The sequence below is a fragment of the Lacticaseibacillus paracasei subsp. paracasei genome, assembly GCF_000829035.1.
In the GTDB taxonomy this organism is placed as follows: domain Bacteria; phylum Bacillota; class Bacilli; order Lactobacillales; family Lactobacillaceae; genus Lacticaseibacillus; species Lacticaseibacillus paracasei.
This window is the reverse complement of record NZ_AP012541.1, coordinates 2,501,661-2,525,714: the sequence shown is the minus strand read 5'-3', so window position 1 is coordinate 2,525,714 and position 24,054 is coordinate 2,501,661. Positions and strand designations below refer to the sequence as shown.

Sequence of the window (24,054 nt, the reverse complement as noted above, 5' to 3'; positions counted from 1 at the left end):
TCATGGGTAGTAGTCCAGGAATTGTTTCAGTCATGCGCTTTGAACGACCCGGCGACGAGCACTTTTCCGGTTATATCAACTACATTAATCGCTCCGATGCGATGCGTTCCAAACACTTCAAGGATTGGAACGCCGTCAACTATGATGGCTATAACCACTACATGGAAAATCCAGAGAAGAGTACCGGAATCTTCACCGCTGGCAAAGACCAACTTGGTCTTGATGCGCGGAAACAGTTGCGGCAATTGTTTGAAAAGGCTGAGCAAAATGGGTCAGTCATGTGGCAAACGGTTGTGAGCTTCGATAACACATTTTTAGCCGAGCATGGCATCTATGATCTGCAAACACAAGCGGTGGATCAACAGAAACTTCGGACGGCAATTCGTACCGGCATGGGCAGACTGCTTGCCGATGAGGGACTCACGGCGTCGGCGCTTTGGTCGGCATCAATCCATCTCAATACGGATAACATTCATGTTCATATCGCAACGGTCGAACCTGATCCGCAGCGAGAGTTTATGGAATTTGAACGCGGTGGAAAGGTGATTCAGGAACGTAAAGGCTATCTGAAGGCAGGGACGCTCAGTAAATTTAAGTCCGCTGTCGCAAACGAATTGTTGAATCGTGATCCATCGCTTGCGCAAATTTCTAGCCTGATTCGAGACCGTTTGCCAGCTCATCAGCAGCCATGGCGTAATCTCCCAGATCGGCAATTGATGAACTACTACAAGCAGATTTACAGCAAGCTCCCAGACGATCGTCGGCAGTGGCGCTATAACATGAATGGCATAAAAAGCTTGCGCCCATTACTTGATGGTTTTGCAAGTCGCTACATGCAGCTCTATCACAATAATGAGTTAAAAGAGTTCGACTCGCAATTAATGATTGAAGTGAATTTCCGTGAATTTCTCTACGGCAAAGGTCAGCCTGGCAAAGAAGAACATCGGTCGCAAGATTACTACGATCACAAATATGATGAGCTCTTTGCGCGGATGGGGAACTCGGTGCTTAAGGAGATGCTGGCCCAGGATCGGCGAAATCAATACAAGCAGGAGGATCCTAAGGCGGATGCTTCTGATCCACCAAAACGTTCGATAGCAAGAAGCGTGCCGATCCATGGCATCTTGTCTTCGCTGAAGGTAATTAAGAATCTCTTTCGTGGCGATGTACAACAACACTTGCTGAATAAGCAAGCGCATGATCGCAGCGCTGCTGAAGAAGAAGCCAAGAAAAATAATCAGAATCAAGATCTTTATCGCTGACGCAACCAAAATGGTTGCGTCTTTTTTGGGAGGTGATCCATATGACATGGAAGGAAGACTTTAAGCGTGCTAAGCAAGCATCAATCGTAGATGTCGTGCAGCGCAATGGCTTTAACCTGGAGCAGGAAAGCTCAGTCAGTTGGCGCGGTGTGGAGCATGATTCATTTGTCATTGATGCCAGGAAGAATACATTTTATTGGAACTCACGGCAAATGCACGGAGATCCGATTGATTTTATGATGAGCGTCGTTGGTGTTGAGTCAATGCAGGATGCGGTGAAACTGTTGAACGATCCGAGCTTGTCGCGTGCAGATGTCGTGCAGCGTAAGACCGAGCCTTTCCAATACAATACTCGTAATAGTAAGGACTTCACACGTGCCTACGATTACCTGACAATTGCGCGGGGCTTGAACCCGCAGTTAGTCTCGACGCTGCACCAAAAAGGGTTCTTGCAACAGGATCAAAATGGTGATGTGGTGTTTGTCTGGGCCAAGAGCGGCCGGCGTGTTGGTGCAGCTACGCAAGGGACGACAATTGACTATGATGAAAATGGTCATCGTGGAACGACTAAGCGTATCATGAAGAATTCAGAGGCGGACTTTGGCTTCAATTTTTCGATTGGCAAGCCAGATAAGTTGCTAGTCTTTGAAGCACCAATCGACGCGTTATCTTACCTCACAACACACCCCGAAACTGACAATGCCATGTTTTTATCTATGGATGGGTTGAAACCGGTGACGGTCACTAAGGGAATCCAATACATGTATGAACTTACCGGCAACGTGCCGAGTAGCGTTGGCTTTGGTGTTGACAATGATCCGGCAGGTCATACTTTTTTCGATCGGATGATGAAGGATCATCAATTCGTGGTTCAAGAGACTGGCGAAGTCCTGCCGTACTTCAATCTGATGCCGCATGATCGGCAGATTCCGCAAAATCGGGTCACGGTATTGCGCAACGTTGCCAACTCAGTGGGCGTTGATTGGCGTGATCTGGCAGCCGTTGAAAAAGCGGAGACCAACTTTAACAGCAAGCGTGAGCTTGGTAATGGTTTTGGATTTCAGGAGGGTTTCATCGGTGGTGCGGATAACATTGATAAGCCCTATACAGGCACTCAGTACGCCGATCGAGCGACCGAGATCGCGACGCAGATGAAGTTAGTTACAAAGGAAGATACACCGGATGTTGAGCTTCTGATCCGTCGGCTGCAACCTGGCATGGCTGAAGACGTTCGAGAGCAACTTGCGGGAAAAATTGGAAGCTATGCCAAGCAATTCAAGAAGGGATATGAACCCGCAGCACACCCGATTAAGGACTGGAACGATGATTTGAAAGCCATGCGCTCCGATTCGTTATCGGCGACGTTAGACCGTCACGCGTACGCTAAAGATGATCAACAGATTGTTGTTGATCGCACGCCGAACAGAGATGGCACCACACGCTATCAGGCCGTCAACCGGCTCGATCAGACGATTGGCTTTTTCGAGGCTGATTCTCCTCAAGAAATGGCTTACCTCATCAAGACCTATGGATACAACGCGGTGGATAAGCAAGACGAACGTGTCATGGGAGCCGAGGCTGAGCAGACTTCACTCAAGAGCAAGGCGCAGCCGCGCCAGCAAAGTTCTCCAGCGCAACGAGCACTGGCTAGATGATCGAAGTGGCCTAGGCGGCGGAGTAGACACGATCAGCGACGTGTGCGGGTGGTTTTCCCCGTGCCGTCGCAATAACGTTGTCTTTACCGAAACCTTGCAACGACGAACAACGTTGCCGTGCCGCGTGGGCGGGCCAGGCGCCCCACGGCACCCGGCCGGGACGGCCGGCCACGCTGAGCCGCCCCGCGCAAAAAAAGGCCATCGGGCATTGTGCTCCGATGGTCTTTTTGCTTGGTCTAGTTATTGATAATGTGTTTCATCTCCACTTGATTTTCACAAATCCTTATCAGGTCAAGTATCGCGTTGCGCTTAGCATTGACTGTTTTGAAGGATAAGGCGCGATGCAGTTCAGAAGTGACGAGATGATAGTTTGAGTGTATCAATTCAGCCCAAGATACTGGGTGCAGGACATAGTATCGGTTGCCATCTAGTGTTTCTTGATACATGAGGGCGATAGGCTCAACGACTACGACATTCACAGGTGGATTATCCCACTGAATCGGGTGACAAAATACTGGGGTAAACGATTGTAGTTCGTGGTTATCAAAAATATTCTGTTCAATCCAAGCAAACGGATATTCTTTATCGAAGCGTTCATAGCATGCCATACTGTGTTTTTCCTTTCTTAGTCCGTGACCCGTTTTACCGTAAGTGCATTACCTTGCAACCGCATTTCCAGTCCGGCAAAAACGTGCGTGTCATAGTCGTTGTTGCGATTCAGTGCCCATAATCCAGCTTTCACTTCGTCACTTCTTTTGAGTGCTAGCCAAGTGGGTGCGATGTACAAACCGAAGTCTTCCATGATTTGATTGGCTGTATCATCCAATCGCTCGCGTTGATCGAAAAATCGATATTGCCAGTCGTAGGTGCGTTTCACTAATGTTGTTTTCATGCTAAGCCTCCTGAACAGCTAGTGCTAAGCAGTCTTTAGGCTTTGTGAGCCGGTTTTCTAGGCTTGAAAGTATGGCCTGATCGTGAGCAGTCTTGAGCGGACCACAGCTTTCAATGATTAACTTCACGGCTTCCAGCGCTCGTTCACGATTGTAATGTGGGAGCATGTGCGCTAAGTCAAGCATCACGGAGCGGGTAGGGCTGTAACGGTAGCCTTCCAATGCCAGCCAATTTTCCGGCTCGTTGTGATGAAAAGCGAAGTTTGCGGCATAGTTAATGTGTGCTAAGTGGCTAATAGTTTGTTCTAAGATGCTGACGTTTGTTGTACCAAGCAGTTTGTATTGGTGGCATTGAACGTAGACGCCTAATGCATCGAACACTTCACGGGTCACTGGGAAAATTTCTTCGGTTTCAGTCATAATGTTTTCTCCTTTAAGCGATTCATTGAGTTATCCACGGTCGGTGGACAGTAAGTTGTAAAATTCGCCGATTACTTGTAAGCTGAACCTTGTAAGATGATGAAGTTAGCTAAAGCGATAAATGCTAGGAAAATTGCTAGCACGACGCTGACGCCAATCAGGAGTTCCGCAAAACTCATTCGTTCATCGTCTTCCAGTTCGCATAAGTCGTAGAAGCTATCCAGCACTCCTTGAAAAAGTTCAGTGATAGCTGATACCGTCAGCATTGCCGTTCCAGCGGCAATGCTGATTTTTTTTGATTTGATTTCCATAGTGTTCCTCCTGCTGAGATTGATGTTTCGATGTGAAGTAAAACGCACGCTATCTCATAAGCATCACCTCCTTTAAGTGGCCTGAAACTAGGCGAGAATTATCATGCGTTGCTGTGGCGCGGTAATGATACGCTTGGCGATAAGCTCTAGCGTGAGACAATATTCACCGCCGTATTGCTGGTAGAGGCGAGTATCGTAGACCGGTTGCCAGTCGTAAGTGATGTAAGCGTCTAGGATAGCTTGAAATTCTGACTTGGTAAGATGGCAAACCCGTTTACGTTCTTTGAGTTCTCTCTTGATGACTGGGAAATCTTTCATAGTTACTTCTTTCATGATGCAATCCTCCTATTACTGATGGCGTGCCCTTCTAAGGAAGGTTTTTGTCGAGCCGTCTTGATGACACATTCGCACCGGCAGCGGGTGAGGTGACAAGGGTAAGCGCAGCGCAAGTCAAAAAGTTTTGTGTAACTGGGCTTGTGGAACAAAAGTTTTTGCGGCCCTTTTCTCCGAACCTAGGGGCGCTTACCGACTTGTCAGTTAGCGCCCCTGGTGCTGGTCTAATGTACGAATCAAGGCCACGAGAACCTTCCTTAGAAGGGGTATCGGCGCTTGCGCCCGCGGCGTGCCGCGTGGGTTATGCTGTTGCCTAGCTTGAATACTGAATATCTGGATACGTGGATCTAGGGTCAATTGAATCGTCGCCCAGCCACTGTCTAAGAAGCGTGCACAAAGTAACCGCGATGAGCGAGTCGGCTTGGCGAGCCATCGCTTCTCAAAGCAGCTTTTAGATCGGGCTTTGATCTGGAAGCTGTTGTCTAGGCCGGACCCGGCAGCGAAAGAATGGGCAGAACTTGAGTTGTATGAATATGCACGGATCTTGCAATAATTTGGTTTGGAGATCGCGACAAAACGTCGACGAGAAGCGCCTCGGACGGGTGGTTGTTTGCTTAAATCGTCTAAGTTGCCTCAGAACTCGCTGCAAGAGATAGCGAAACCGGCATGGATCAGCGTGGGTCTCGCTGATTCATGCCGGTTCGCGCGGCCGGCACGGCCGCCTACCACTGCCAACTGCACTGGGCCGCCGGCTACTTTTTGCCAAAAAAAACGCCAAATTCCTTGATGCTGTAGGAATTCGGCGTTTCAATTGTAACCAGCAGGACTAGCGTGTTGGCGTTGGCGCCACGGCGTCAAGGATTTTTGGGTCAATCATCGATGCCTTTTGAGCTATAATCGCATCAGCCATGCGACTAACTTTGCCATTGACCTCTACGCCTGCTTTATCAGGTGCGGTGCCAAGCTCGATATAAAGCATAGCCTCGACAAACCACTGGCGGTTGCCTTTGTTTAGGGACAACAGCATCTTATAGTAATTGTTAGTCATTTCGAGGCTGACGGAATCAGCATAGACTTCCTCAATCGACTTGGACAGAAGCTTCTTGTAGTGCTTTTTAGGGACGTTTGTTTCTTCGTAACAGTAAGTCATATCGCTCATGGTCTGGGCGAGTTTGTCACATGACTGTTTGATAATCTCATCGTAAGTAGTTTTCATGGTAATTCCTCCTAAATTTTGACGCTCTCAAGAGCTGATCTACGTCTTTCGACGTCGTAGCCGTAGCACTGGCCGGCTGGCACACACAAGGGAGTGCCGTAGGGATTTATTTGCGCCTTTTGCAAAAAAATACCGCCCCTTGTGTGGGACGGGCGGCTAGTGTAGCCGCAAAGCGGCGTTAGGCGGAGCGCGAAAGACGTAGATTAGCTCTTGAATTTGAAACTAGCTTGCTAGTTTCCACCGCTTTGAGGTTTGGCGGTACGCCCCGGAGCTTGATCCGGAAGGTCTTGAACTTGATATGCAAGGTCGCTAGCTAAGCTAAGGGATACAGCGTGACCGTGACGAGCGCGAAAGGGCCCTTGGGCCGCGCCGTCACATATTGATGAGCTGCCTACTGCGGGCTGTGTTGCAGGTATCGGGCGGTGTTCTGTGGTGTTTGAAGTTATATCTTGAATAAGTGTCATCAAACTTTTCCCAGTATTGTTGTTAACAGAAGCGGCAAAATTAAATGGCCACCTTAAATTTTAAATGTTGCTTGTGTGAAGTAATGCGAGTTAATCCTTAAAGATGTCACTTGCTATCTAGTGGCTGGTGAATTAGCCCTAACTTTCAGGCAAATCCACGATAACTTTGTAATCAATCTTCACCGCAGTCTTATTCTTTTTGGCAGTAATCGAAATTGGTCTACTTAAAACTGCGAGAAGATTTTCCAAATTCGCCATGACCACACCAGTGTCTACGGCAACCGCAATTGTCTCTGCGGTCTTCTCTTTGACAAGATCCAATCCGAGATTCCCCTTTACGAACGAGAATCGGCGTTCAATTTCGCCGCGGCGGTTCTCTGCGTCTTGATCCTGATGGCGCTGTGCTGGATCCACATGCTTTGGTTTACGTCCAAGCCGCGGTCCACTCACGCGGATACCAAGGTTGGCACACATCCCAATGTTTTCGCGAGTTCGATACAGTGTGTCCAACAGTACCTCGTCTGGATATTCGCCGTGCACGTCGTAGTAGTGATCAAGTGTCGATCCAAGGTCACCACTTTCATTGAAGGCATTGAAAGAGAAACGCTCAATGTCAATCACGCCATCCATGATCGAAACATCGATCTTTGGTCCAAACTCAACCGGGGACTTTGATTTACCTCGCATGATTGGACGAATCTCCGGCTGACTTAAGCTTACGATCCGGTTTTCGACACGATGCGTGTGGTTGCGATACATGTAATCTTGTTGGTCAAAGACTAAGCGAATGACGCCAAGTCGCTTAGCCCGCGCCGCGGTCAAGGTCGCACCTTGGTCGATCATCTCATCGACATAGCGCAAGTCGCGACGAATGTATTGAAGTTGGGCTTTGATTTGCTTTTGTGTGAGCTTCCCCCAACGTCGTGGTTTGCGTGAAAAGGCAGTCCACTTTGCGTGAGCTTCACGCTTGTAAGTCCGTGGTGGTGCAATTTGAAGCTGTTTAGCCATGACTTTAATGTCATCTTCTAGGTTTGTTCTCGCCTGATTAAGTAGATGCGTATCTTGGGGAAACTTGATATTCACCGGAGTACAAGTTGCGTCGGTGATCATCACCGACTTGGTTGGTAAGTGGCGTTGAAGTCGTTCCCGAACCGTATCGGTCATGATATTGCGGATCAATTCAGAAATCGGCGCGATCCGCCGGCGAAAGTACGCCAGCGCCGTGTGATCGAATGGGACTTTAAGTTGATACTGAGGGATACCAATGAAGTATTGATAAGCCGGGGTGTCACGAATCGCTTCGACAACGTCTCGATCAGACAAACCAGTTCGTTGCTTGATCAACTGAGCACCATACAACAGGCGAAATGGTTTACCAGCACGGCCAAGCTTCGAAGGAAAAGCCAATTGGTATGCCTCGCTTAACTTCTGCCATGGCATTTGATCCGCAAGCTGAACCCACTCGTTGTCTGCACTGAGCGGTGTGCTCAGTGCAGTACCAAAGGATTCAATTGAGAGTTGCGTGACTGTTTGACGATAAACCATGGATAACGCCTCCGATAGGGTTGTGTAAAGTGCATGGGGATTGACGGAATACCGGGAATTCCTATGCATCTATTATACAACGATAACGGGTTAAGGAGCTGTTACAGATAACTTGGACAAATTATTCACCAGCCACTAATTAGGCCACCATATTTTCAACTTTCGTAGTAAATTTATAGCGAATTTGATAGGTTACTCCTTCTGATTCTGCCAAAACAAAAATTGGTATAGCAAAAACCCGCATCAGGGCCAACACATTGCTCAGGACGATTGCCTCATCGATCTTTACGGCCAACGATTCAGCGGTTCGAGTGTTCACCAAATCAAGCCCCAGTGAACCCTTCATAAAGGCAAACCGGCGCTCTATGGCACCTCGTCGATTCTCGGCGTCAGTATCTTTTCGGCGTTGTTCAGTGTTAACGTGTTTCGGATGACGCCCCAATTTGGGACCACAGATGCGGATACCTAAGTCTTTGCATAGCTTCAGGTTCTCTCGATTACGATATAATGTGTCCGCTAGTACTTCATCAGGATAATGTCCGTGCAAGTCAAAGTAGTGGTCCAAGGTCTCCTTAAAGTCTTTGCCTTCAGAGAAGGCATTAAAGTCTAAGCGTTCGATATCGATTACGCCTTCGCTTAGAGAACAATCAATCTTCGCGCCGAATTCTACTTTGGCATTTGCTTTGCCACGCTGAATCGGGCGGATGTATGGCTGTTGGAGACTGACAATACGATTTTCGACGCGATGCGTCTTATGGGTATACATGTACCACTGTTGGTCAAACAAGATCCGAATGACTCCCAGGCGGATTGCCTGCTTTTCTGGCAAAGTTGCCCCAAGGTCTAAGAACTCGTTGATGTAGCGCAGATCGCGACGAACGTATTGCAATTGTGCTTTGACCTGCTTATGAAAGCCGCCGCGTTGTTGCTTTGGATGGCGCGAAAACGCCGTCCAACAGTGTTTGGCTTCACGTTTATACATGCGTGGGTTCGGCACACCCAATTGGTGTGCCATATCGATTGCCATCGCTTCAAGATTGAGCCGAGCCTGATTGAGCAACACAGTATCTTGCGGATACTTGATTTTAACGGGTACCGCTGTTGCATCAGTGATGACTGTGTCTACCTTGAACGGGACCAACGCTTCAATCTTAGCCCGGACAGTGTCGTTGACGATATTGGTAATCAGCTCAGAAATGTCGGCAATCCGCTTGCGAAAGTGAGCCAAGCTGGAGTAGCTGAATGGCGCCACTGCTTTGTACTCAGACAAACCAATGAAGTATTGAAGCGCCGGTGTATCCCGAATCGCCGCAACTACACCACGATCTGTTAGCCCCATTCGTTGTTGAATCAAACCAGCACCATAAAGCATGCGAAAAGGCTTCGCAGCGCGGCCAAGATTCTTGGTAAACTCCAATTGGTATGCGTCATCGAGCGCCTTCCATGGCATAACCTCCGCCAATTGAACCCATTCGTTATCTGGGCTAAGAGGTGTGCTTAGACCAGCGCCAAAAGATTCAAATGATAGTTGAAGCGGGCTGTGACGATATGCCATGAGATAACCTCCAAGGATATTCTGGAAAAATGCACGAGAAATGTGCGAAATCGGTAATTTTCTATGGATTTATTATAACGCAATAATGAGCTTATGGGTTGAAATGCTTGAACGTTATAGTTTTTAAACGGCCACTACAATATTGTTACAAAAAAACGAAACCGATTTCGAAAGTTGTGATTGTGAATTCTTGCGGTATACTGAAAAATAAGGCTAAATGAGAGAGTCTCATGGAGGCTTCTGATGCCGATTATTTTAGGGGGAATGTAGTATGAAAGTATGTTTAGTAGGATCTTCTGGGGGACATTTGACACACTTATATATGTTACAACCATTTTGGAAAAAAAATGATAGGTTTTGGGTGACTTTCGATAAGGAAGATGCACGAAGTCTATTGAACGGTGAACGCCAATATCATTGTTACTATCCTACTAATCGTAGCTTAAAAGCCTTGATTATTAATACTGCATTAGCATTTAAAGTATTGTTTAAAGAACGCCCGGACGTAATAATTTCATCAGGTGCGGCGGTTGCGGTCCCTTTTTTCTATATTGGAAAGTTATTGGGCGCCAAATTGATTTATGTTGAGGTTTTTGACCGAATTGATAAACCAACGGTAACTGGCAAGATGGTCTATCCTATTGCTGACAAGTTTATCGTGCAGTGGGAAGAAATGCGCAAGGTTTATCCTAAAGCTGTTAATCTAGGAAGCATTTTTTAACGGGAGGAATCAAATGATATTTGTAACTGTGGGGACACACGAGCAGCCTTTTAATCGATTATTAGAGAAATTAGATGAATTGGTCTCAGAAAGTGTGATCGACGAGAAGGTTGTCATTCAGACAGGCTATAGTACATATCATCCTCAAAATTGTGAGACCTTTCGATTTTTATCCTATCAAGAGATGTGGAAGTATGTTAAAGACGCTCGAATTGTTATCACACATGGGGGACCGTCAAGTTTTATTATGCCTCTTCAATTAGGAAAAATTCCAATTGTTGTGCCACGTCAAGCTCAATTTGATGAACATGTTAACAATCATCAGTTGAATTTTGCAAATGAGGTTGCGGCGCGCAAGAAAAATATACTTGTGGTTGAACATATTGACGATCTAGGGAAAGATATTCAGCAGTATGACTCGCTTATTGCAAATCTTACAGGTGATTTGGTCAATAACAATGAAAAATTTAATAGTGAGTTTGCTCGGATTGTGGAGAACTTACTAAAAAAATAAAGAATCATTAGTCCTTTTCAATGGACTGGGTAAGAACCTCACATAGTAGATTGCAAGTCTTTTTCGTAGCTGGATGGATTTGATGGAAAACCAATCCGATGAGTAAGGAAAAGCATAGGGACTGGTGACCATTAATTGGATTTGATGGTTACGATGTCAAAGAAGCTCGAGCGAGAGCCGTTAGTTGGAAAGTATGCTTCTAGTGAAACGTGTGGATAGGGGATAAGATGAAAGTACAAGTGTTGATGGCGACATACAACGGTGAGAAATATATACGAGCACAATTGGACAGTATCCTGAATCAAGATGGTGTGGAAGTTCAAATTCTGGTTCGTGACGATGGTTCTCAGGATAATACGTTAAATATTCTTCGAGAATATGCTACTAAGGGAGCTCTCGAGTGGTATAAAGGTGAGCACCTCAACGTTGCACAGGGTTATCTTGAACTAATTCAAAGGGCAAACTCTTCGGCGGATTATTATGCTTTCAGTGATCAGGATGATGTTTGGGATAACGACAAACTTGCCATTGCTTGTCATCAATTGAATTATCAAAGCCAAACTGTTCCTTCGTTATATTTTTGTGGACAAACTTTGGTTGATAGTAACTTGGCGGAGCTAAGTATTCATCGATTGAATGACAAAAGAAACTTAACGAGTCGATTTATTTATTCTGGTAATGCTGGTTGCACAACCGTATTTAATAGGCGCCTTGCGAAGCTGGTAAATGAGTATAGTCCTAGCTACTCAATGATGCATGACTCATGGCTACTAAAAGTTTGCTTATGCACGGGGGGAACTGTAATTGCTGATCCAGATACTCATATGAAGTATCGTCAACACGGTAATAACACTGTTGGACTTGGAGTAGGTTTAAAGGCACAAATTCAACAACTAAAGCAATACCTTTTCACATTTAACGTAGAGCAACAAATGAGTTGTTTATGGGAAGGATATTCAAATCAGATGTTGCCAGAATTTGCAGAGATTACTAATCGAATTCGCGGTTATCGTCGCAATTTATCAGATCGATTATGGCTCTTAAGTTTACGGAATATAAGCTTTGGAGACTGGAAGTTTAATCTTGTGTACTTGTTGGCAGTGTTGACAAATAATCTTTAGTTGTCTAGGAGGACTCGATGAGATTCAGTATTCTAATTCCGGTCTATAATGTTCAAAAATATCTCCGAAAATGTTTACACAGCATTGTGAGCCAAAGTTTTACAAACTTTGAAGTTATACTTGTCAATGATGGCTCGACAGATGACAGTGTCAAAATATGCAACGAATTTGCTCAAAAGTATTCATTTGTAAAACTCATTAACAAGGCGAATGAAGGATTGATTTCCGCACGACGAGTTGCCCTTCTGAATGCCCAAGGGGAATATTTTTTGTTTTGCGATTCAGATGATTTTTTTGAGCCAGATGCTCTTTCGTCGCTAAACTCGACAATCATTGCTAGCCAGGCAGATTTAGTCTTGTTTAATGCAAATGTTGTCCGAGATGGGCAAAAAAAGATTTTTTTTCAGCATGTGTTACCGACGGGAATGCAAACGGATAAAAAAGAAGTTTATGATTTATTACTAACCACGTACAAGATAAATGCGCTTTGGTTAAAAGCGTTCAAGCGAGAAATTGTCGATGTGCATCGGGATTATTCCAAGTTTTATCCATACAACTTTGGTGAGGATTTGCTACAGACAATTCCGCTTGTGAAAGCAGCGGCATCAATCTATTATCTCGATAAACCCCTGTATAATTATCGAGTTGATTCAGGCATGATGCGTCATTATAGTCCGAAATTTTATGAATCTTATCACGTAGTTAATCGGGCAGTTTCCACAGAAATGGACGACTGTAAAATAATGGATATTGATCAGAAATTATCGGTGCATTTATTGAGAGCAGCTTATGGTGCAACTACGCAAGTTAAATATTTGATTACTGGTCAAAAAGACGCCCTAATCGAGATATCACAAGATGCAGACTTTAGGATGGATTTTAAGAACCTTGGCTTTTTAAGTGTTTTGAGGTATTTCAACTTGAAACAAACTCTGATTCTTAGTCTTTTGTATTGGCGTCAATATTCGATTATTGTTACTGTTCTGAACTTGAAGGGGTAATTGATGTGAGAACCAGAGAAACTATATCGCGATGGGCGTATTATATTTTCATCGTCTTTGCGATGTTGAATGCCAGCTTAGAAAACGTTGCATTAACTAATTTCGAAAATAGTTCCGCCCACGTGCTCTTTCAGACGGTTGCAATCGTTGCAGCAATAGTGTGTGCATTGTGCAATGGTTATACTGTCTCGTCTTTTACTAGAACGTTCGTTCTCCTTTTGATTGGACTTGCCTCCTACGTTTCAGGTGGGAATTCAAATTTATTTTTGCTGTTCTGTGCGGCAATCCTGATTAACAAAAATCAAGTTGAAAAAGTATTGCGAGTAGTTTTTCTAGAACGATTGTTGGTTTTTTTATGTGTTGTTAGTGCCTCGATCATAGGAATATTACCCAACACTGCTATGAGTATCTCGAAGTATGGTTATGATGCAGTTGGATATTCAATGGGCTATGCTCACGCAAATATCTTTGCGGCGCAAGTGGGCGTTTTAGTGTTGATGAATTTGGCAATACATCGAAGAAAACTTTCATTTACTCGGATTAGTTTTTTAACTTTCGTTGCATTCGGGACATACGTACTTGCAAGATCTAGAACTACGCTGGGCTTGACGTTAATGGCTTTATTCTTTAGCTGGATACTTCGACAACCGAACGTTCAAACAATTTGGAGAAAGATGATTAATTGGATAGCTCCGATAATTGGATTATTGGTCGTCTTAATGATGCGGCTATATGTGGTCAAGGGTCTTGGAAGTCCTTTAGTGAGCTTCATCAATGATAAGATGTTCAATGGTAGAATTGGACTCAGCATGATGTACTTGAAAACATATTCAGTTACTCTGTTTGGACAGCACTTAGATCTGAGTCTAATTTCTAATAATACATATTATGCTTTAGATAACGGTTATGTTATATTGCTAATGTATTATGGGTGTATTGGATTGATGGCTTACCTGTTCATAGTGCAAAGGTTGTTGATTTCGTTGAAGCAACAAAATGAATTGATTCTTGCTCTTCTCACCGTAATAACTGTTGTGTGGAGCCTTTATGAAGGGATGATGGTTTCCCTGACAGGAAATTTTGTTTTCCTTTTTGTATGTTACTCCGCTCGCAGAGAAACGTTCACATCGATACAAAAGAAGCAGGAGGGACAATTGAGCGTATGATTCCAAAGACAATTCACTATTGTTGGTTTGGAGGCAATCCCAAAGGTAATCAGGTTATTGAATGCATTCAATCCTGGAAAAAATATTGCCCAGAATACAAGATCAAGGAATGGAATGAATCAAATTTTCCAATAGAAACCACGGCTTATACCAAGGATGCATACTCCGCAAAAAAATGGGCTTTCGTAAGTGATTTTGCCCGATTTAAAATTCTCGAAGAATTCGGCGGAATTTATATGGACACCGATGTTGAGCTGATCCGACCGATTGATGACATTATCGAAAGTGGCCCGTTTATGGCCTGTGAACGTGATAAGGGGCATGAGGTTATCAATCCCGGACTAATACTTGGTGCAATTCCACATATGCGGGCTTATCAGGACATTCTTTCTATTTATGAGCATAGTTCATTTACCAATTCAGATGGCACAAATAATTACAAGACAGTCGTTGATTTTACCACGCAGTATTTTGAGGAACGCGGGTTTATTGGTGCTGGTTCGATAGAAAAAATTTCCGGTATTGAGATTTATCCGCACGCATTTTTCTCTCCGATTAATTTTAAGACCGGCCTTCAGGAGATTACCGAGGATACACGTGGAATTCATCACTATGCGATGTCGTGGCTCAGTGAAGATTTTCAGAAATGGGTTAAACTTGAACAATTTTTTACTAGACATCTTGGTGAAAGGGTGGCGCACATTGTTGTTTCATTTCTGCAGTTTCCAGAGCGGGTTTGGAATGCGTGTCAACGATATGGCTTAAGCGGTGTGATCATGAGGCTCTTCAAAGGAGGAAATAAAAATCAATAAGGAAGCGATTCAAAGCAATACTGGCAATTACCAAAAGTCAATAGCAGTTATGACCTGGTTTAGTTATTACAACTACGGCACCGTCCTACAGGCGAAGGCGACAACCCAGCTATTGACAAACATGGGATTTCACACTGAATTAGTCCAGTATTATCCCGCTACAAACGCAGGTGAAAAACACCAAAATATTGTGTCAAAATTTATGAAACGTATTTTCAGCAAAATGAAAAATTGGAGTGGATCCAATCGAGTAGAGCAATTTAATGGAAAGTTGTTTGATAATTTTAAAAATACACGGCTTCCGTTAACAGATCTTTGTGAAGACACTGAGACACTAAAACAATTGAATAAAACTTTTGATTTGTTCATCTGTGGTAGTGATCAAATATGGTCGCCTATGAATTTTGATAGTCATTACTTCTTAGATTTTGTATCAAATCCTCATGCAATGATTGCGTATGCACCAAGTCTGGGTGTTACCCATATTTCCGAGGAATCGATAGAGAAAGAGATGAAAACACTCGTCTCAAGATTCGATCATTTGTCGGTAAGAGAAGCGGTTGCCGCCAAGTTATTATCACAGTTAACTGGCAAAGATGTCGAAACAGTTTTAGATCCAACACTGTTGCTTGGACGTAAAGATTGGACTGAAACATTGGCTTTGGGTGAATCAGCTGAAGAGCCGTATCTTCTGATTTATTTCCTCGGATCAAATATGAATTATTGGCGTACAAGTGACCGACTAGCTCGTCAACTTGGATTAAGAGTCAAGATAATACCGGTGTATAAGAACGACATCAAGAAGAATGGTGCAATCAAAGGTGGGGTTGGTCCAGCTGAGTTCGTGAAGCTAATTCGGGATGCTTCTTTTGTTTGCACGGATTCTTTCCACGGAATAGCGTTTTCAATAAACTTTAATAAAGATTTCTGTGCATTTAGAAGGTTTAAGGATACCGATGAGAATAGTCAAAATAGTCGAATTGATAATTTTTTAAATCTGTTAAATCTTCAAGAACGCCTCTGGAATAATAACTTTAATCAACATTCTATCGAGATGATGCTAACTAGTATCGATTACGTCGCAGTCAATCAAAAATTAAATAGTTTACGATCCGAATCGTTGATGTTTCTGGAAGATTCGTTATCAGTAGCTTTTTCAAGGAGTAGTGAATATGCCTAAATACACAAATGAGAAGAATACTTTGATGCTTATAAGTCTGTTAAAAGCTCACAATATTAAGAAAATTATCGCCAGTCCGGGCACTACAAATGTTGCGTTCGTTGAAGGAGTTCAGCTTGATCCTTGGTTCGAAGTATACTCAGCTGCGGATGAGCGTTCGGCTGGATATATTGCTTGTGGGCTTGCAGAAGAATCATCAGAACCAGTTGTTCTGAGCTGCACTCAGGCTACAGCTTCAAGAAATTATCTTCCCGCTCTTACAGAAGCATATTACAGAAAGCTTCCAATATTGGCTGTGACTTCAACACAACATCTTGGCAGAATCGGACAAAATATTCAGCAGGCTATTGATCGTACCCAACAACCAGCTGATGCAGTTGAACTTAGCGTTCATATTCCTGTAATACATACAGAAGAGGATGAGTGGGCATGCAATGTTAGTATTAACACTGCACTACTAGCGCTTCGACGAGATGGCAATGGACCTGTTCATATGAATCTAACGACCTCTTATAGTCGCGAATTTGATGTTGAAAAATTGCCTCGGGAGCGTGTGATTAAGAGAATTACTCACGACGAAATTTTCCCAGATATTCCTCAGACTTCAAAAGTGGCCATTTTTGTTGGGGCTCATAGCAAGTGGACAACGAATTTGACGACACAGGTTGACGAATTTTGTCGCCAATATGGAGCAGTGGTGCTTTGTGACCCAATTGCTAATTATAAGGGTAAGTATGCCGTAAATCCTTCACTGTTGCTATCTCAAAAGAATTATTCAGATTCTGTCAGTCACGTTGATATTTTAATTCACCTTGGCAATGTGACGGGAGCCCCTGTTCAGATTGATGCAAGTGAGGTCTGGAGAGTTAATCCTGATGGTGAGGTTCGTGATACATTTCATACACTCTCATATGTTTTCGAAATGTCAGAGACTCATTTCTTTGAGAGCATCAATAATCTCAAAACTGGTCATGTTGCCATACCAACCTTAGAAAGTTGGCGGAAGGCGACCCATAGCCTGACAGAATCTTTTCCGGAATTACCTTTTTCCAATGCTTGGCTAGCGCACGAGACGATTTCAAAATTGCCAGAAGACTCCATCCTTCATCTTGGAATTTATAATTCATTACGAAACTGGAGTTTTTATAATGTTCCTGACGGTGTCTTTGCCTATTCTAATACTGGAGGCTTTGGGATTGATGGTGGAGTGTCTTCTCTTGTTGGGGCGTCTTTATCGAATGATAAATTGCATTTTGGCGTTTTTGGCGATCTTGCATTTTTCTATGACATGAATGTCTTGGGAAATCGGCACGTTGGCAGTAATGTTCGTATTCTACTAATTAATAACGGTATTGGGACAGAATTTAAGAATCCAGATAATCGTGCATATAAATTAGATGGGCTAGCAAATGGATATATTGCAGCCCAGGGACATTACGGGAATAAATCTCATTTGCTTGTTAAGCATTATGCTGAAGATCTTGGATTCCAATATATTTCTGCGTCGAGTAAGGAGGAGTATCTGAAAAACGTAGACTATTTCACAAATCCTGATCATTTAAATAAATCACTAATCTTTGAAGTATTTACCGATACTGTTCTTGAAACAGAAGCGTTGGATATTTTATATCACCTGAAAGTATCTAAAAAACTCTATGCAAAAGAAAAAGTTAAGTCGATTCTTGGCAGTTCTAATATTCAGAAGATTAAAAAGGTGTTACATCAATGATTTTCTCAAATATATGCTAATTTGCCGGAATGTATGAAGCACAATGTATTTAGGAGTTGCACAATGAAAAATGCTGGCAAACAAAAAGTAGCAGATTTATCCAAAAATATGTTACTTTTCACGATTAGCAGTTTTGGCTCAAAAATTATCTCATTTTTATTAGTTCCCTTGTATACCGCAGTATTAACTACATCAGAGTTTGGTACTGTTGATTTGATTACTGCAACAGCTACATTATTGATTCCTATTTTTACCATTGATGTGCAAGATGCAGTGATGAGATTTGCACTTGATTCCAAGTATAAAAATGATGATGTCATTAGTACTGGAGTGCGTATTATGGGGATTGGTAGTGCTGCGCTTAGTGTGATCGTGATACTGTTAAAATGTATCGGTGTCCTTCGATTATCAGTCCCGTTGTTACTTTTTCTGGTTCTCAGTTTTGTCTTAGGTTCATTGAACAACACGTTTACTTTGTATTTAAAAGGCACTGACCGAATCTCAGTTCTTGTGATAAGTGGCCTCTTAAATACAATACTTACCTGTGTCCTGAACATATATCTTCTTTTGTTTTTGAAACAAGGTTTGAATGGATACTTGATTGCTAATGTGGTCGGAATTGGAGTTGCAATTGTTTATCAACTCATATTTGGTCGGTTAATTCAAGATATCCATTTGTTCAAGTTCAAATCACATTTCAAGCCAATGTCTGAATATAGCGTACCCTTAATTATTAATTCGGTTGCCTGGTGGATAAACAGCGCAAGTGATCGCTATATTCTCACTTTTATTCGGGGAGTATCCGCAAATGGCTTGTATTCTGTTTCATATAAAATTCCAACAATTCTCTCAACTGTACAGACTGTTTTCTATAATGCATGGTCCATCGCTGCGGTGACTGAATTTGATGCTGATGATCATGATGGGTTTATTGGAAAAACCTATACAATGTATAGTGTGGTGTCAATTCTGGCATGTTCACTCATTATGTTGCTCAACATTCCATTGGCAAAGATGCTTTATTCTAAAGATTTTTTCCTGGCATGGAAATATGTTCCGTTCATCTTGGTTGGAACGGTTTTTAATGGAATTGCCGTCTTTCAGGGATGCTTGTTTGCAGCGGTCAAGAAAACAAAGGCCGTTTCTAGGAGCACGACTGTTGGTGCAGTTGTAAACATTGGGTGTACAGTTATTTTTGTATATTATTTTGGTGCTATGGGTGCGGCTTTCGCCACATTGGTTGGATATTTGGTTACGTGGATTTTTCGCTCAATCCAACTCAACGAAATAATCCATATGAAAGTTGATTGGACGAGACACTACCTAAGTTGCTTAATCTTAGTCGTGCAGTCGTTTGTCGCAATTCGGCGAGGGACCTTCTTTGTGCAATTGATAATGATACTCGTTCTAGCATTCATATCTGGGAAATACATGGTCAGCATATTACAAAAAGTTTTAAATGCTTTTATCGAACGCATTCGAAAGAATTGAGGATTGAATTATGAAAGGTATTATCCTAGCAGGTGGGTCCGGGACCCGATTGTATCCAATCACTCGGGCGATTTCAAAGCAACTGATCCCGATTTACGACAAGCCGATGATTTACTACCCAATGTCAACTTTAATGTTGGCAGGGATCAAAGACATCATGTTGATCTCAACAACCAAAGACTTGCCACGGTTTGAAGAACTGTTTGGCGATGGGCATGACCTTGGCTTGAATTTAGCATATAAGGTTCAAGAACATCCCAATGGCTTGGCTGAGGCTTTCATCTTGGCCGCCGACTTTATCGGGGATGATTCGGTTTGCTTGATCTTAGGTGATAACGTCTTTTATGGCGGCGGGTTGTCCAAGATGTTGCAACGGGCTGCTTCTAAGCCGGTTGGTGCGACGGTATTCGGTTATCACGTCAACGATCCAGAACGCTTCGGTGTTGTGGACTTTGATGAGAACATGCACGCCAAGTCCATTATCGAAAAACCTGAACACCCTGCGTCTAACTACGCCGTGACTGGGTTGTATTTCTACGATAACGATGTCGTTGAAATTGCCAAGAACATCAAACCTTCTGCGCGTGGGGAGCTGGAAATCACCGATATCAACCAAGAATATTTGCGTCGCGGCCAACTTGATGTTGAATTAATGGGTCGCGGGTTTGCTTGGCTTGATACTGGGACGCATGAATCCTTACAAACCGCGTCTGCATTTATCGCGTCGATTCAACACCGGCAGAACTTACAGATCTCAAATCTGGAAGAAATTGCCTACCGCATGGGCTACATCGACATCAAACAAGTTGAAAAGCTGGCCCAACCGTTGAAGAAGACGGAATACGGCCAATACTTATTACAACTTGTCCAAAACGAAACCAAATAAATCACTGCAACAAATCAGCTCAATATGGAGGCAAATAGCATGGCATTAAAGATCATTCCCACCAAGTTAAAAGACGTTAAATTAGTTGAAACCGATGTGTTCGGCGACAACCGTGGCTTCTTCACGGAAACCTACACGCGCGAAAAGTTCATCGAAGCTGGCATTACCAACGACTTCAACCAAGATAACCAATCCTTGTCCGCTGAAGCTGGCGTATTGCGTGGTTTGCACTACCAATATGGTAAAGATGCCCAAACCAAGCTGGTTCGCGTTGTGACTGGTGTGGTTGAAGATGTCTTAGTCGATATCCGTAAGGGTTCTCCAACATACGGCCAATGGGAAGGCTACATTTTATCTGAATTCAACCATCGTCAATTGCTGGTCCCAAAGGGCTTCGCGCATGGTTTCATCACGTTGACTAATAACGTCAACTTCTGCTACAAGGTTGAAGGCTACTATGCGCCAGACGCTGACCGTGGGATCGCTTTTGATGATCCAGATCTTGGCATTGACTGGCCAATGAGCACGGATCATTTGATCATGTCTGAAAAAGATTTGCACCACCCACAACTCAAAGACGCTGATAACAACTTTGTTTACGGGGAGATCTAATCATGAAAATTATGGTAACTGGCGGTGCCGGTTTTATCGGCTCCAACTTCGTCCATTATGTGTATAACAATCATCCAGACGTTCAAATCGTCGTGCTCGACAAGCTGACATATGCCGGCAACCGCGCCAACCTCGAAAGCATCTTAGGCGACCGCGTGCAACTGGTCGTCGGCGATATCTGCGATGCGCCATTGGTTGATAAGTTGATGAGCCAAGTGGATGCTTGTGTCCACTATGCCGCAGAATCTCACAACGACAATGCCTTGATCGACCCATCACCATTCTTACATTCCAACGTGATCGGCACTTATACCTTGCTTGAAGCGGCCCGTAAATACGACGTGCGCTTCCATCATGTCTCCACTGATGAAGTGTATGGTGATCTGCCACTGCGCGAAGACTTACCAGGACACGGCGAAGGCGTTGGCGAGAAGTTTACGACTGAATCTCGCTACAACCCATCTTCACCATATTCTTCAACCAAGGCCGCTTCAGACATGTTAGTGCATGGGTGGACGCGATCATTTGGTGTGCGTGCCACGATTTCCAATTGCTCCAACAACTATGGTCCTTACCAATACATCGAAAAGTTCATCCCCCGTCAAATCACCAACATTTTAGCCGGCATCAAGCCGAAGTTGTATGGCACTGGTAAGAACGTCCGCGACTGGATCCACACTGAAGACCACTCTTCTGCCGTTTGGACGATCCTGACTAAAGGCAAGATCGGCGAAACTTACTTGATCGGCGCAGACGGCGAACAAGACAACAAGACTGTCTTGGAAATGATCTTAAAAGACATGGGCAAAGACCCGTCTGACTATGAACAAGTTAAAGACCGTCCAGGGCATGACTTACGCTACGCCATCGACTCTACCAAGTTACGCACCGAACTCGGCTGGGCCCCTAAGTACACCGATTTTGATTCTGGCTTGAAGCACACCATTCAATGGTATACCGAAAACCAAGATTGGTGGCAAGCTGAAAAGGCCGAAGTCGAAGCGAAATACGCCAAGAACGGCCAATAATTCTTGCAGTCATGGTCGTGATTACAGAAAGCGAAGCGCTCGGCTTCGCTTTTTCGTTGAAGGAGAAGAGAACACATGAAAATTTTGATTACTGGTGCCAACGGGCAACTCGGCACGGAATTACGTCACTTATTGGATCATCGCGGCCTTGAATACCGCGCCACTGATGCCAAAGAACTGGATATCACTGATGCCGACGCGGTGAATGCTTACGTCAAAGACTTCCAACCAGACGTGATCTATCATTGTGCCGCCTACACTGCCGTGGATAAAGCGGAAGACGAAGGCAAAGCCATCAACCAAAAAGTTAACGTTGACGGTACCAAGAACTTGGCTGTCGCTGCCGGCGAAAATGACGCAACTCTGGTTTATATTTCCACGGATTACGTCTTTGATGGCGATTCTGACGAATTGTACACCGTTGACCACAAGCCAGCCCCACGCAACGAATATGGCCGGACCAAGTATGAAGGCGAACTCGCCGTACAAAAGTATGCCAAGAAATTCTACATCATCCGCACTAGCTGGGTCTTTGGTGAATATGGGCATAACTTTGTTTACACCATGTTGGACCTCGCCAAGACGCATGACACTTTGACTGTGGTGAACGATCAATACGGTCGTCCTTCATGGACGAAGACCTTGGCTGAATTCATGACTTTTGCCATTGATCAAAAGCTCGAATATGGCATCTATCACTTGTCTGAAGACAACTCATGTAACTGGTATGAATTCGCTACTGAGATCTTAAAAGACACTGATACTAAGGTCTTGCCTGTTACGTCTGCCGAATACCCACAAAAGGCATGGCGTCCTCGTCATTCGATCTTAGATCTGTCTAAGACTAAAGCGACCGGCTTTGAATTGCCAACATGGCAAGAGGCATTAAGTGAATTTATGACTGAGATAACTATGTAGTTCTTATGATGGGGGATAGGATTAAATGCGAATATTAATATTAGGTGGGACAGGTGCCATGGGTGTGGCATTGGTGAAACTACTAAGCGAGTCAAATAATCAGGTTTATGTAACATCACGAAGCCATCATACATCAAGCAATGACAACATACACTATTTACAAGGTAATGCACTTCAGCTTGATTTTTTAAACCGTTGTCTCAAATCTCGTTTTGACGTAATCGTTGATTTTATGGTATATGAGACTGAGCAGTTTAAAGAACGTTATGAGCAACTGTTGAATTCAACGAATCAGTATATTTTTTTAAGCTCAGCAAAAGTTTTTTCAGAATCAAAAAAGAAACTTAATGAAAAATCACCAAGACTACTTGACACCACACAAGATCAAGATTTTTTAAAGGACGAAGATTATGCCCTTTACAAAGCTATTGAAGAGAATTTATTAATTGAACAACCGAATCATAATTGGACGATTATTCGGCCATATATAACTTATAGCAATCAGAGATTACAACTCGGAACTTTTGAAAAAGAGCGATGGTTATATAGAGCGCTTCAAGGTAGAACTGTTATTTTTTCCGAAGACATTGCGGATAAATATACGACTTTAACATATGGAGCAGACGTTGCAAATAGTATTTTTGACTTGATGGGCAAACAAGAATTCCTTGGTGAGTCCTTCAATCTGACCTCTGCCTCAAGTATGACTTGGCGTGAGGTGATTGGAATATATCAATCTGCTTTTGAAGAGGTTACTGGGCAGAAAATGAAAGTCAAATATTTACCAGAAGGTGTTACACCCTCATACTTGTTGGGATATTTTTACCAATATGTGTACGATCGACGTTTTGATCGAATTTTTGACAATAGTAAAATTCAAAGCGTATCTTCTATTGAATACGAAAAAATGGATATTGGATTACAAAGATGTCTGCGTGAGTTTATCCTTCAACATCGGCAGTTCACAAAGATTGATTGGAAGTTCGAAGCGTATGCTGATCTCAGGACCGGTCAAATTACCTCTTTGACAGAAATAAAATCATTTAGAGAAAAAATGAGGTATCTTTACTATCGTTTTACACCAATATTCGCATATCGCGCCCATAAGGTGAGAAATCTGCTTAGAAAATTCATAAATTGATCCACCTATTTCATACGTATGTTTTAGTGTGGTATTCAAAACATTAAAGATGAAAAATATATTTTTAGCTATAGTATAATGAT

The 24,054-nt window shown here is 43.4% G+C and carries 24 protein-coding genes; 16 read left to right on the top strand and 8 right to left on the bottom strand.

Annotation, left to right across the window (positions count from 1 at the left end):
* Positions 1–2: 2 nt before the first annotated feature.
* Complete coding sequence (mobP2, locus tag LBPC_RS12370) at positions 3–1,262, top strand: MobP2 family relaxase (RefSeq protein ID WP_003663069.1); 1,260 nt, start codon at positions 3–5, stop codon at positions 1,260–1,262.
* 41 nt (positions 1,263–1,303) lie between these two features.
* Complete coding sequence (locus LBPC_RS12365) at positions 1,304–2,917, top strand: DUF3991 domain-containing protein (protein ID WP_003663070.1); 1,614 nt, start codon at positions 1,304–1,306, stop codon at positions 2,915–2,917.
* Positions 2,918–3,153: 236 nt separating this feature from the next.
* Here LBPC_RS12365 and LBPC_RS12360 read toward each other — a convergent pair whose 3' ends face one another.
* From LBPC_RS12360 to LBPC_RS12320, 8 genes are all read right to left on the bottom strand, one after another.
* Complete coding sequence (locus tag LBPC_RS12360; RefSeq protein WP_003663072.1) at positions 3,154–3,525, bottom strand: hypothetical protein; 372 nt, start codon at positions 3,523–3,525, stop codon at positions 3,154–3,156.
* 17 nt (positions 3,526–3,542) lie between these two features.
* Positions 3,543–3,809, bottom strand: coding sequence for a hypothetical protein (locus LBPC_RS12355; protein WP_003663073.1), 267 nt, complete (start codon positions 3,807–3,809; stop codon positions 3,543–3,545).
* A gap of 1 nt (position 3,810) precedes the next feature.
* Positions 3,811–4,227 carry a hypothetical protein gene (locus LBPC_RS12350; RefSeq protein ID WP_003663075.1) on the bottom strand — a complete coding sequence of 139 codons (417 nt, stop codon included), beginning with the start codon at positions 4,225–4,227 and terminating at the stop codon, positions 3,811–3,813.
* A gap of 71 nt (positions 4,228–4,298) precedes the next feature.
* Positions 4,299–4,538 carry a hypothetical protein gene (locus LBPC_RS12345; protein WP_003663077.1) on the bottom strand — a complete coding sequence of 80 codons (240 nt, stop codon included), beginning with the start codon at positions 4,536–4,538 and terminating at the stop codon, positions 4,299–4,301.
* A gap of 87 nt (positions 4,539–4,625) precedes the next feature.
* Positions 4,626–4,871 carry a hypothetical protein gene (locus LBPC_RS12340; protein ID WP_003663079.1) on the bottom strand — a complete coding sequence of 82 codons (246 nt, stop codon included), beginning with the start codon at positions 4,869–4,871 and terminating at the stop codon, positions 4,626–4,628.
* An 826-nt stretch (positions 4,872–5,697) separates the two neighbouring features.
* Positions 5,698–6,087, bottom strand: a complete 390-nt coding sequence (locus LBPC_RS12330) for a hypothetical protein (RefSeq protein WP_003663083.1) — start codon at positions 6,085–6,087, stop codon at positions 5,698–5,700.
* Between the two features lie 602 nt (positions 6,088–6,689).
* Entirely contained in the window at positions 6,690–8,096 is a 1,407-nt protein-coding gene (locus LBPC_RS12325) for an IS5 family transposase (protein WP_041091597.1), read from the bottom strand.
* A gap of 139 nt (positions 8,097–8,235) precedes the next feature.
* Positions 8,236–9,651: an IS5 family transposase gene (locus LBPC_RS12320; RefSeq protein ID WP_003663085.1), complete on the bottom strand. Its 1,416-nt coding sequence runs from the start codon at positions 9,649–9,651 to the stop codon at positions 8,236–8,238.
* A gap of 271 nt (positions 9,652–9,922) precedes the next feature.
* Here LBPC_RS12320 and pssD point away from each other — a divergent pair, with 271 nt between their 5' ends.
* From pssD to LBPC_RS12250, 14 genes are all read left to right on the top strand, one after another.
* Positions 9,923–10,372 carry a PssD/Cps14F family polysaccharide biosynthesis glycosyltransferase gene (gene pssD / locus LBPC_RS12315; protein WP_032781270.1) on the top strand — a complete coding sequence of 150 codons (450 nt, stop codon included), beginning with the start codon at positions 9,923–9,925 and terminating at the stop codon, positions 10,370–10,372.
* A 13-nt stretch (positions 10,373–10,385) separates the two neighbouring features.
* On the top strand, positions 10,386–10,886 hold the full coding sequence (locus LBPC_RS12310; RefSeq protein ID WP_003663089.1) for a glycosyltransferase: 501 nt from the start codon (positions 10,386–10,388) through the stop codon (positions 10,884–10,886).
* A 227-nt stretch (positions 10,887–11,113) separates the two neighbouring features.
* Positions 11,114–12,007: a glycosyltransferase gene (locus LBPC_RS12305; RefSeq protein ID WP_016363483.1), complete on the top strand. Its 894-nt coding sequence runs from the start codon at positions 11,114–11,116 to the stop codon at positions 12,005–12,007.
* A 17-nt stretch (positions 12,008–12,024) separates the two neighbouring features.
* Positions 12,025–13,008, top strand: coding sequence for a glycosyltransferase family 2 protein (locus LBPC_RS12300; protein ID WP_003663093.1), 984 nt, complete (start codon positions 12,025–12,027; stop codon positions 13,006–13,008).
* A gap of 5 nt (positions 13,009–13,013) precedes the next feature.
* Entirely contained in the window at positions 13,014–14,174 is a 1,161-nt protein-coding gene (locus tag LBPC_RS12295; protein WP_016363482.1) for a hypothetical protein, read from the top strand.
* Positions 14,171–14,986 (top strand): glycosyltransferase family 32 protein, encoded by an 816-nt coding sequence (locus LBPC_RS12290; protein WP_003663097.1) that lies wholly within the window; start codon positions 14,171–14,173, stop codon positions 14,984–14,986. The genes LBPC_RS12295 and LBPC_RS12290 overlap by 4 nt, the downstream gene beginning before the upstream one ends.
* A 49-nt stretch (positions 14,987–15,035) precedes the next feature.
* Positions 15,036–16,166: a polysaccharide pyruvyl transferase family protein gene (locus LBPC_RS12285; protein WP_003663099.1), complete on the top strand. Its 1,131-nt coding sequence runs from the start codon at positions 15,036–15,038 to the stop codon at positions 16,164–16,166.
* Complete coding sequence (locus LBPC_RS12280) at positions 16,159–17,895, top strand: thiamine pyrophosphate-binding protein (protein ID WP_003663100.1); 1,737 nt, start codon at positions 16,159–16,161, stop codon at positions 17,893–17,895. The genes LBPC_RS12285 and LBPC_RS12280 overlap by 8 nt, the downstream gene beginning before the upstream one ends.
* 63 nt (positions 17,896–17,958) lie before the next feature.
* Positions 17,959–19,386, top strand: a complete 1,428-nt coding sequence (locus tag LBPC_RS12275; RefSeq protein ID WP_003663102.1) for a lipopolysaccharide biosynthesis protein — start codon at positions 17,959–17,961, stop codon at positions 19,384–19,386.
* A 10-nt stretch (positions 19,387–19,396) separates the two neighbouring features.
* Complete coding sequence (gene rfbA / locus LBPC_RS12270; RefSeq protein WP_003663104.1) at positions 19,397–20,272, top strand: glucose-1-phosphate thymidylyltransferase RfbA; 876 nt, start codon at positions 19,397–19,399, stop codon at positions 20,270–20,272.
* 39 nt (positions 20,273–20,311) lie between these two features.
* Complete coding sequence (gene rfbC, locus LBPC_RS12265; protein ID WP_016363480.1) at positions 20,312–20,884, top strand: dTDP-4-dehydrorhamnose 3,5-epimerase; 573 nt, start codon at positions 20,312–20,314, stop codon at positions 20,882–20,884.
* A 2-nt stretch (positions 20,885–20,886) separates the two neighbouring features.
* Entirely contained in the window at positions 20,887–21,912 is a 1,026-nt protein-coding gene (gene rfbB, locus LBPC_RS12260; protein ID WP_003663107.1) for a dTDP-glucose 4,6-dehydratase, read from the top strand.
* A gap of 75 nt (positions 21,913–21,987) precedes the next feature.
* The gene (gene rfbD / locus LBPC_RS12255) at positions 21,988–22,830 is read left to right on the top strand and encodes a dTDP-4-dehydrorhamnose reductase (RefSeq protein ID WP_003663109.1); all 843 of its coding nucleotides are present in this window, start codon (positions 21,988–21,990) and stop codon (positions 22,828–22,830) included.
* 25 nt (positions 22,831–22,855) lie between these two features.
* Positions 22,856–23,971 (top strand): NAD-dependent epimerase/dehydratase family protein, encoded by a 1,116-nt coding sequence (locus LBPC_RS12250; protein ID WP_003663110.1) that lies wholly within the window; start codon positions 22,856–22,858, stop codon positions 23,969–23,971.
* The last annotated feature ends 83 nt before the right edge of the window (positions 23,972–24,054 follow it).

What these genes read in the sequence shown, in the direction of transcription:
- mobP2 (WP_003663069.1), top strand. Translation starts at nt 3, where the DNA reads ATGGGTAGTAGTCCAGGAATTGTTTCAGTCATGCGCTTTGAACGACCC.
- LBPC_RS12365 (WP_003663070.1), top strand. Translation starts at nt 1,304, where the DNA reads ATGACATGGAAGGAAGACTTTAAGCGTGCTAAGCAAGCATCAATCGTA.
- LBPC_RS12360 (WP_003663072.1), bottom strand. Translation starts at nt 3,525, where the DNA reads ATGGCATGCTATGAACGCTTCGATAAAGAATATCCGTTTGCTTGGATT.
- LBPC_RS12355 (WP_003663073.1), bottom strand. Translation starts at nt 3,809, where the DNA reads ATGAAAACAACATTAGTGAAACGCACCTACGACTGGCAATATCGATTT.
- LBPC_RS12350 (WP_003663075.1), bottom strand. Translation starts at nt 4,227, where the DNA reads ATGACTGAAACCGAAGAAATTTTCCCAGTGACCCGTGAAGTGTTCGAT.
- LBPC_RS12345 (WP_003663077.1), bottom strand. Translation starts at nt 4,538, where the DNA reads ATGGAAATCAAATCAAAAAAAATCAGCATTGCCGCTGGAACGGCAATG.
- LBPC_RS12340 (WP_003663079.1), bottom strand. Translation starts at nt 4,871, where the DNA reads ATGAAAGAAGTAACTATGAAAGATTTCCCAGTCATCAAGAGAGAACTC.
- LBPC_RS12330 (WP_003663083.1), bottom strand. Translation starts at nt 6,087, where the DNA reads ATGAAAACTACTTACGATGAGATTATCAAACAGTCATGTGACAAACTC.
- LBPC_RS12325 (WP_041091597.1), bottom strand. Translation starts at nt 8,096, where the DNA reads ATGGTTTATCGTCAAACAGTCACGCAACTCTCAATTGAATCCTTTGGT.
- LBPC_RS12320 (WP_003663085.1), bottom strand. Translation starts at nt 9,651, where the DNA reads ATGGCATATCGTCACAGCCCGCTTCAACTATCATTTGAATCTTTTGGC.
- pssD (WP_032781270.1), top strand. Translation starts at nt 9,923, where the DNA reads ATGAAAGTATGTTTAGTAGGATCTTCTGGGGGACATTTGACACACTTA.
- LBPC_RS12310 (WP_003663089.1), top strand. Translation starts at nt 10,386, where the DNA reads ATGATATTTGTAACTGTGGGGACACACGAGCAGCCTTTTAATCGATTA.
- LBPC_RS12305 (WP_016363483.1), top strand. Translation starts at nt 11,114, where the DNA reads ATGAAAGTACAAGTGTTGATGGCGACATACAACGGTGAGAAATATATA.
- LBPC_RS12300 (WP_003663093.1), top strand. Translation starts at nt 12,025, where the DNA reads ATGAGATTCAGTATTCTAATTCCGGTCTATAATGTTCAAAAATATCTC.
- LBPC_RS12290 (WP_003663097.1), top strand. Translation starts at nt 14,171, where the DNA reads ATGATTCCAAAGACAATTCACTATTGTTGGTTTGGAGGCAATCCCAAA.
- LBPC_RS12285 (WP_003663099.1), top strand. Translation starts at nt 15,036, where the DNA reads ATGACCTGGTTTAGTTATTACAACTACGGCACCGTCCTACAGGCGAAG.
- LBPC_RS12280 (WP_003663100.1), top strand. Translation starts at nt 16,159, where the DNA reads ATGCCTAAATACACAAATGAGAAGAATACTTTGATGCTTATAAGTCTG.
- LBPC_RS12275 (WP_003663102.1), top strand. Translation starts at nt 17,959, where the DNA reads ATGAAAAATGCTGGCAAACAAAAAGTAGCAGATTTATCCAAAAATATG.
- rfbA (WP_003663104.1), top strand. Translation starts at nt 19,397, where the DNA reads ATGAAAGGTATTATCCTAGCAGGTGGGTCCGGGACCCGATTGTATCCA.
- rfbC (WP_016363480.1), top strand. Translation starts at nt 20,312, where the DNA reads ATGGCATTAAAGATCATTCCCACCAAGTTAAAAGACGTTAAATTAGTT.
- rfbB (WP_003663107.1), top strand. Translation starts at nt 20,887, where the DNA reads ATGAAAATTATGGTAACTGGCGGTGCCGGTTTTATCGGCTCCAACTTC.
- rfbD (WP_003663109.1), top strand. Translation starts at nt 21,988, where the DNA reads ATGAAAATTTTGATTACTGGTGCCAACGGGCAACTCGGCACGGAATTA.
- LBPC_RS12250 (WP_003663110.1), top strand. Translation starts at nt 22,856, where the DNA reads ATGCGAATATTAATATTAGGTGGGACAGGTGCCATGGGTGTGGCATTG.